Consider the following 6,172-nt stretch of genomic DNA (forward strand, 5'->3'; position numbering starts at 1 on the left):
GGGCCGTGCCGGCCGCCTCGGCTGGGCCTGCCGCCTCGGCGGGGCCTGCCGCGTCCCCTGCGGGGGCGGGACCCGTGCCCGGGGAGACCGCGGCGTCCGGGGCGGGCGACGGCACGGCATACGCCTCGGCCAGCTCGGGATCGGTGCTCGCGAGGCGCTCGGCGAGCTCGAGGATGACGAGGCACTGCTTGAGGCTCGCGTCGTCCTCCATCTTCCCGTCGAGCATGACGGCCCCCGTGCCGTCCCCCATCGCCTCCTTGACGCGGCGGGCGTGGGCGACGTCGGCCGGGGACGGGCTGAACACCTTCTTCGCGATGGCGATCTGGACCGGGTGGAGCGACCAGGCGCCGACGCAGCCGAGGAGGAAGGCGTTGCGGAACTGGTCCTCGCACGCGACGGTGTCGGCGATGTCGCCGAACGGGCCGTAGTAGGGGAAGATCCCGTTCAGCGCACACGCGTCGACCATGCGGGAGATCGTGTAGTGCCACAGGTCCTGCTGGAACGTCGCCCGCGCGGTCGTCGCTCCCGCGTAGTCGCCGTCGACGGGGTCCTGGCGGACGAGGTACCCGGGATGCCCGCCCCCGACCCTCGTCGTCTTCATCCGGCGGTCCGCGGCGAGGTCGGCCGGTCCGAGCGAGATGCCCTGCATCCGTGGGCTGGCGCCGGCGATCTCCTCGACGTTGACGACGCCGCTCGCCGTCTCGAGGATGGCGTGGACGAGGATCGGACGGGTCAGCCCGGCCCGGGCCTCGAGCTGGGCGAGGATGCGGTCGACGTAGTGGATGTCGTGGGCGCCGGTCACCTTGGGCACCATGACGACGTCGAGCCGGTCGCCGATCTCGGTGACGAGGGTGATGAGGTCGTCGAGGACCCACGGGCTGTCGAGGCTGTTGACCCGGGTCCACAGCTGGGTGCTCTCCCCGAAGTCGGTGGCCTGCGCGATCCGGACGAGTCCCTCCCGCGCGGCCTCCTTGCGGTCGGCCTTGACGGCGTCCTCGAGGTTGCCGAGGAGGACGTCGACGGTGCCGACGAGCTGGGGGACCTTGGCCGCCATCTTCTCGTTGCTCGGGTCGAAGAAGTGGATCATCCGGCTGGGCCGCGCCGGTACCTCCCGGACCGGCGTCGGGGCACCCACCGCGAGGGGGGCGAAGAAGTCCTTGGGGCTGCGCATGGGCTCCACCTCGTGGTTTCGGCGTCGACGACGGGTGCCCGCGCGACGCTAGCAGCGGCGTCGTCGGTGTCGTTATGAGACAGTTCACGCTGTGACGGAGTCCTCGACAGACGCTGCGGCCCCGAAGCCGGTGAACGTCACCGCGCTCTTCGCCGAGGGGGCCGCGAAGTCCGGGATGCTCTGGGTCCAGCTCCCCGAGAGCGGGGAGTCGTATGCGGTCTGGCACGGCTGGCACGACGGGCGGATCCTGCTCGTGTCCGGCCCGGGGGAGCAGTACCTGCCGTGGCTGCCCGACCACGTCCGGCTCGTCCTGCGCTCCAAGGACAGCGGCGGACGTCTCCTCGTCGTCAACGGGCAGGTCGAGGTCCTCGAGGCCGGGACGCCCGAGTGGCAGGAGGCGGTCGACGTCCTCGTCCCGCTGCGGCTCAACGCGGCGCCGGGGGTCGCCGAGCGGTGGGCCGAGGTGGCCGTGGTTCGGGCGGTGACGCCCTACGGCGCCGCCGTCGAGGCGCCGGGGTCGTTCGGCGACGCGTCCGGGCGGGCGCCGGTCCGCCCCGAGGGCCCGACGACCGTCGGCCGGCTGCCCTGGCACCGCGGTGGTCGCCCCCAGCGCCGCCGTCGCCAGCGCGGCTGAGTCTCTCTTCCCCGACTCCCCACCCGCACGTGCCGAGTTGATGCTGTCCAGAACGCCGATCGACGACATCTTCTCGGCACGTGCGAACCTTCCCACGCACGTGCCGAGTTGATGCTGTCCAGGACGCGATGCGACGACATCTTCTCGGCACGTGCGAAAGCACTGGGGCCGAGGTCAGGCGGGGGTCGGGCCGACGAGGGGCCGGACGGTCCGGCCGGCGAGGTCGACGACACCGGGGACGTGACCGTTCGGGACGAGGTTGAGGATGATCCCGTCGACGCCCCGGTCGAGCACGCGGCGCTGCAGCTGCTCGGCGACGTCGTCGGGGGTGCCGACGAACTGGCGTTCCGTCGCGAGCGCCCGCGCGTCGTCGTCGAGGGTGTCGAGGTCGACGCCGCGCGACCGGAGGTGGTCGTACTGCATCCGGCGGGCGGCGTCCCCGTCCTCGTCGACGATGACGAAGGCGAGGTAGCTCGTCTCCAGCGTCGCGCGGTCCCGGCCCTCGTCCTCGCACCGCTGCGCGAGGGCGTCGAGCTTGCGCGGGAGGTCGGTCGCGTTGCAGATGATGTTGAGATGGTCGGCATACCGGGCCGCGAGGCGGAACGTCTTGCGCTCCCCGCTCCCGCCGACGAGCACGGGCAGGTCGTCGCGCAGCCGCGGCTCGTTCATCGCGGACTCCGTCGAGTACCACGTGCCCCGGACCGTCGGCCGCTCGCCGCGCAGCATGGGCACGACGATCTCGAGCGACTCCGCGAGCCGGTCGAAGCGGTCGGCGAACGTCCCGAACTCGAAGCCCAGCTGCCGGTGCTCCAGCTCGTACCAGCCCGCGCCGATGCCGAGGACCGCCCGGCCGCCGCTGACGACGTCGAGGGTCGTCACCGCCTTCGCGAGGTGCGTGGGGTTGCGGTAGGTGTTCCCGGTGACGAGCGCCGACAGCTGGACCCGCTCGGTGGCCGTCGCGAGGGCGCCGAGGAGCGTGTATGCCTCGAGCATCGGCTCGTCCGGCTCACCGATCCCGGGCAGCTGGTAGAAGTGGTCCATCACGAGGACGGCGTCGAAGCCGGCACGCTCCGCCTCCCGGGCCTGCGCGACGACCGTCGGCGCGATGTCGGCGGCGTGCCGTCCGGGGTAGGTGAAGTTGGGGATCTGGTAGCCGAGGCGAATGCTCACCCCCTGACCGTATGCCGTGTGACGGCGGGACGCACCAGCCCGACCGGACGACGTGCCGGGTGGGATCGGCACGTGCCGCAAGAGCCCTCGTGCAGGAACCCCGCGGCCATCCCCGGCTAGCCTTGCGACGTGAGCTCCCCGACGCGCGTCTTCGTCGGCCGCCTGGCCGAGCTGAACGTCTTCGACCCGCTGGGAGACCAGGTCGGGCGGGTCCGCGACGTCGTCATCACCTTCAGCGCCACCCGAGCCCGGCCTCGGGCCATCGGGCTCGTCGTCGAGGTGGCGGGACGCCGGCGGGTCTTCGTCCCGATGACGCGGGTCACGTCGGTCGACGGTGGCCAGGTCATCACGACCGGTCTGGTCAACATGCGCCGCTTCGAGCAGCGGGCCAACGAGACCCTCGTCCGTGCCGAGCTCTTCGAGCGCCGGGTCAGGGTCCGCACCGACGACGGCGAGACCGTCGACGCGACGATCGAGGACATCGGGCTCGAGCGGGAGCAGACCCGCACGTGGTCGGTCGCCAAGGCATACGTCCGCAAGCTGACCCCGCGGCGCGGCATCGCCCCCCTCGGCCGCCGCCGCGGCGAGACCTTCATCGTGCCCATCGAGGACGTGACGGGCCTGCGCGGCGACGACACGGCACAGGCGGCGCAGCGCCTCCTCGAGGCATACGAGGACCTCCGCCCGGCCGACCTCGCCGAGGTGATCCACGACCTCACGCCGAAGCGGCGCGCCGAGGTGGCCGCCGCGCTCGCCGACGACAAGCTCGCCGACGTCCTCGAGGAGCTCCCCGAGGAGGAGCAGGTCGAGATCCTCGCCGGCCTCGACGTGGACCGGGCGGTCGACGTCCTCGAGGCGATGGAGCCCGACGACGCCGCCGACCTCCTCAACGTCCTGCCGCCCGAGCAGGCCGAGCAGCTCCTCCAGCTCATGGAGCCCGACGACGCCGCCGACCTGCGGCGGCTGCTCACCTACGACGAGAACACCGCGGGCGGGCTCATGACGACCGAGCCGGTCATCCTCGGACCGGAGGCCCCGATCGCCGAGGCCCTCGCGGTCGTGCGCCGCGCCGAGCTCACGACGACGCTCGCGACGACGGTCTTCGTCTGCCGACCGCCGTTGGAGACGCCGACCGGCCGCTACCTCGGCATGGTCCATCTCCAGCGCCTGCTCCGCGAGCCGCCCCACGCGCCCGTCGGCGGCATCCTCGACAAGGACGTCGAGCCGCTGCTCCCGGACGCACCGCTCGACGAGGTGACCCGGCGCCTCGCGACGTACGACCTCGTCGCCCTCCCCGTCGTCGACGAGGCCGGCCTCCTCCTCGGAGCCGTCACCGTCGACGACGTCCTCGACCACCTGCTGCCGGACGACTGGCGTGAGGACCGCCGCGAGGTGAGCCATGGCTGACCGCCGCGCCCGGACGGTGCGGGTCGACCAGCCGGTCGAGACGAGCCGGCGCACCCGGATCAGCCGACCGGCGAACTTCAGCGAGGAGGGCTTCGGCATCCTCGCCGAGAAGTTCGCCCGCTTCATGGGGACGGCGAAGTTCCTCGTCTACATGACGATCTTCATCATCGTCTGGGTGCTGCTCAACGTCCTCGGCATGAAGCGCTTCCACTGGGACCCCTACCCCTTCATCCTCCTCAACCTCTTCTTCTCCACCCAGGCGTCGTATGCCGCGCCGCTCATCCTGCTCGCCCAGAACCGGCAGGACGACCGCGACCGGGTCGGGCTCGAGCAGGACCGCACGAGGGACGAGCGCAACCTCGCCGACACCGAGTTCCTCACCCGCGAGGTCGCCGCCCTGCGGATCGCGCTGCGCGACACGGCGACTCGCGACTTCATCCGCGGCGAGCTGCGCGAGCTCCTCGAGGAGCTGGAGGAGCGCGGTGTGCTCGCCGCCCGGCCCGACCCCGATGCCGGGTCCGAAGGCGGCGCAGCCCCGACCTAGCATGGGAGGCATGGCCCCCACCGTGACCGACGAGGCCCTGCGCGCTGCGCTGGCCACCGTCGACGACCCCGAGATCCGCCGTCCCATCACCGACCTCGGGATGGTCGAGTCGGTGTCGGTCGACGACGACGGCCGGGTCTCGGTCTCGGTGCTCCTCACCGTCGCGGGATGTCCCCTCAAGGGCACCCTCACCGAGGACACGACGGCCGCGCTCCTCAAGGTCCCCGGCGTCACGGCCGTCGACGTGCGCCTCGGGGTCATGAGCGACGAGCAGCGGGCCGACCTGAAGACCCGGCTGCGGGGCGGGCAGGCGGAGCGCGAGATCCCGTTCGCCAAGCCGGGGAGCCTGACCCGCGTGTATGCCGTGGCCTCCGGCAAGGGCGGGGTCGGCAAGTCCTCGGTCACCGCGAACCTCGCCGCCGCGATGGCGGAGAACGGGCTGCGCGTCGGGGTCGTCGACGCCGACATCTACGGCTTCTCCATCCCCCGGATGCTCGGGGTGACGAACCGGCCGACGCAGGTCGACGACATGATCCTGCCGCCCATCGCCCACGAGGTGAAGGTCATCTCCATCGGGATGTTCGTGCCGGGGAATCAGCCCGTCGTGTGGCGCGGCCCGATGCTCCACCGGGCGCTGCAGCAGTTCCTCGCCGACGTCTTCTGGGGCGACCTCGACGTCCTGCTCCTCGACCTGCCGCCCGGCACGGGGGACATCGCGATCTCCGTCGCCCAGCTCATCCCCGGCGCCGAGATCCTCGTCGTCACGACGCCGCAGCAGGCCGCGGCCGAGGTCGCCGAGCGCGCCGGCGCCATCGCCGTCCAGACCCACCAGCGGATCGCCGGCGTCATCGAGAACATGTCGTGGCTCGAGCTGCCCGACGGCACCCGCCAGGAGATCTTCGGGTCCGGCGGAGGCGCCGACGTCGCCGCGTCGCTGACGCGGACGATCGGTGCCGACGTGCCGCTCCTCGGCCAGATCCCCCTCGACACGGCGCTGCGCGAGGGCTCCGACACGGGGGATCCCGTCGTCCTCGGACGCCCGGACACCCCTGCCGCCGTGGCCCTCCGCGGCGTCGCCCGGGGGCTGTCGACGCGCGCCCGCGGGCTCGCCGGCCGGTCCCTCGGTCTCACGCCCGCCGGCCGCTGACCGGCTCCGCCGGAGCTCTGACCGCCCCGGCGGGCGATCAGGTCGCGTCGATGTCGTAGGGCGTCGGCCGGCTGGGGTCGTAGACGTCGACCGGCGGGG

6 protein-coding genes are annotated in these 6,172 nt (G+C 72.6%); 4 read left to right on the forward strand and 2 right to left on the reverse strand.

From position 1 onward, the window contains the following. Positions 1-1,171, reverse strand: a 1,171-nt coding sequence (locus BN12_RS18910; protein ID WP_083454773.1) for an HpcH/HpaI aldolase/citrate lyase family protein, incomplete at its 3' end; no start/stop codon positions are given. Between the two features lie 91 nt (positions 1,172-1,262). Here BN12_RS18910 and BN12_RS18915 point away from each other — a divergent pair. Next, positions 1,263-1,805 carry a hypothetical protein gene (locus tag BN12_RS18915; protein WP_157635568.1) on the forward strand — a complete coding sequence of 181 codons (543 nt, stop codon included), beginning with the start codon at positions 1,263-1,265 and terminating at the stop codon, positions 1,803-1,805. A gap of 174 nt (positions 1,806-1,979) precedes the next feature. Here the strand turns inward: BN12_RS18915 and BN12_RS18920 are convergent, their stop codons facing one another. Then, complete coding sequence (locus BN12_RS18920; RefSeq protein ID WP_048554935.1) at positions 1,980-2,975, reverse strand: LLM class F420-dependent oxidoreductase; 996 nt, start codon at positions 2,973-2,975, stop codon at positions 1,980-1,982. A gap of 129 nt (positions 2,976-3,104) precedes the next feature. On the opposite strand from BN12_RS18920, the gene BN12_RS18925 reads away from it, so the two are divergent. Genes BN12_RS18925 through BN12_RS18935 form a run of 3 tightly spaced genes read left to right on the forward strand, consistent with a single transcriptional unit; the run spans position 3,105 to position 6,073 of the window. Next, complete coding sequence (locus BN12_RS18925; RefSeq protein WP_048554937.1) at positions 3,105-4,382, forward strand: magnesium transporter MgtE N-terminal domain-containing protein; 1,278 nt, start codon at positions 3,105-3,107, stop codon at positions 4,380-4,382. Beyond that, positions 4,375-4,926 (forward strand): DUF1003 domain-containing protein, encoded by a 552-nt coding sequence (locus tag BN12_RS18930; protein WP_048554939.1) that lies wholly within the window; start codon positions 4,375-4,377, stop codon positions 4,924-4,926. The genes BN12_RS18925 and BN12_RS18930 overlap by 8 nt, the downstream gene beginning before the upstream one ends. Before the next feature lie 10 nt (positions 4,927-4,936). Continuing rightward, positions 4,937-6,073: an Mrp/NBP35 family ATP-binding protein gene (locus tag BN12_RS18935; RefSeq protein WP_048556605.1), complete on the forward strand. Its 1,137-nt coding sequence runs from the start codon at positions 4,937-4,939 to the stop codon at positions 6,071-6,073. The last annotated feature ends 99 nt before the right edge of the window (positions 6,074-6,172 follow it).

The organism is Nostocoides japonicum T1-X7, from assembly GCF_001046855.1.
GTDB lineage: Bacteria > Actinomycetota > Actinomycetes > Actinomycetales > Dermatophilaceae > Nostocoides > Nostocoides japonicum.

Coding starts and splice junctions, on each gene's coding strand:
- BN12_RS18935 (WP_048556605.1), top strand. CDS start 4,937: ATGGCCCCCACCGTGACCGACGAGGCCCTGCGCGCTGCGCTGGCCACC.
- BN12_RS18930 (WP_048554939.1), top strand. CDS start 4,375: ATGGCTGACCGCCGCGCCCGGACGGTGCGGGTCGACCAGCCGGTCGAG.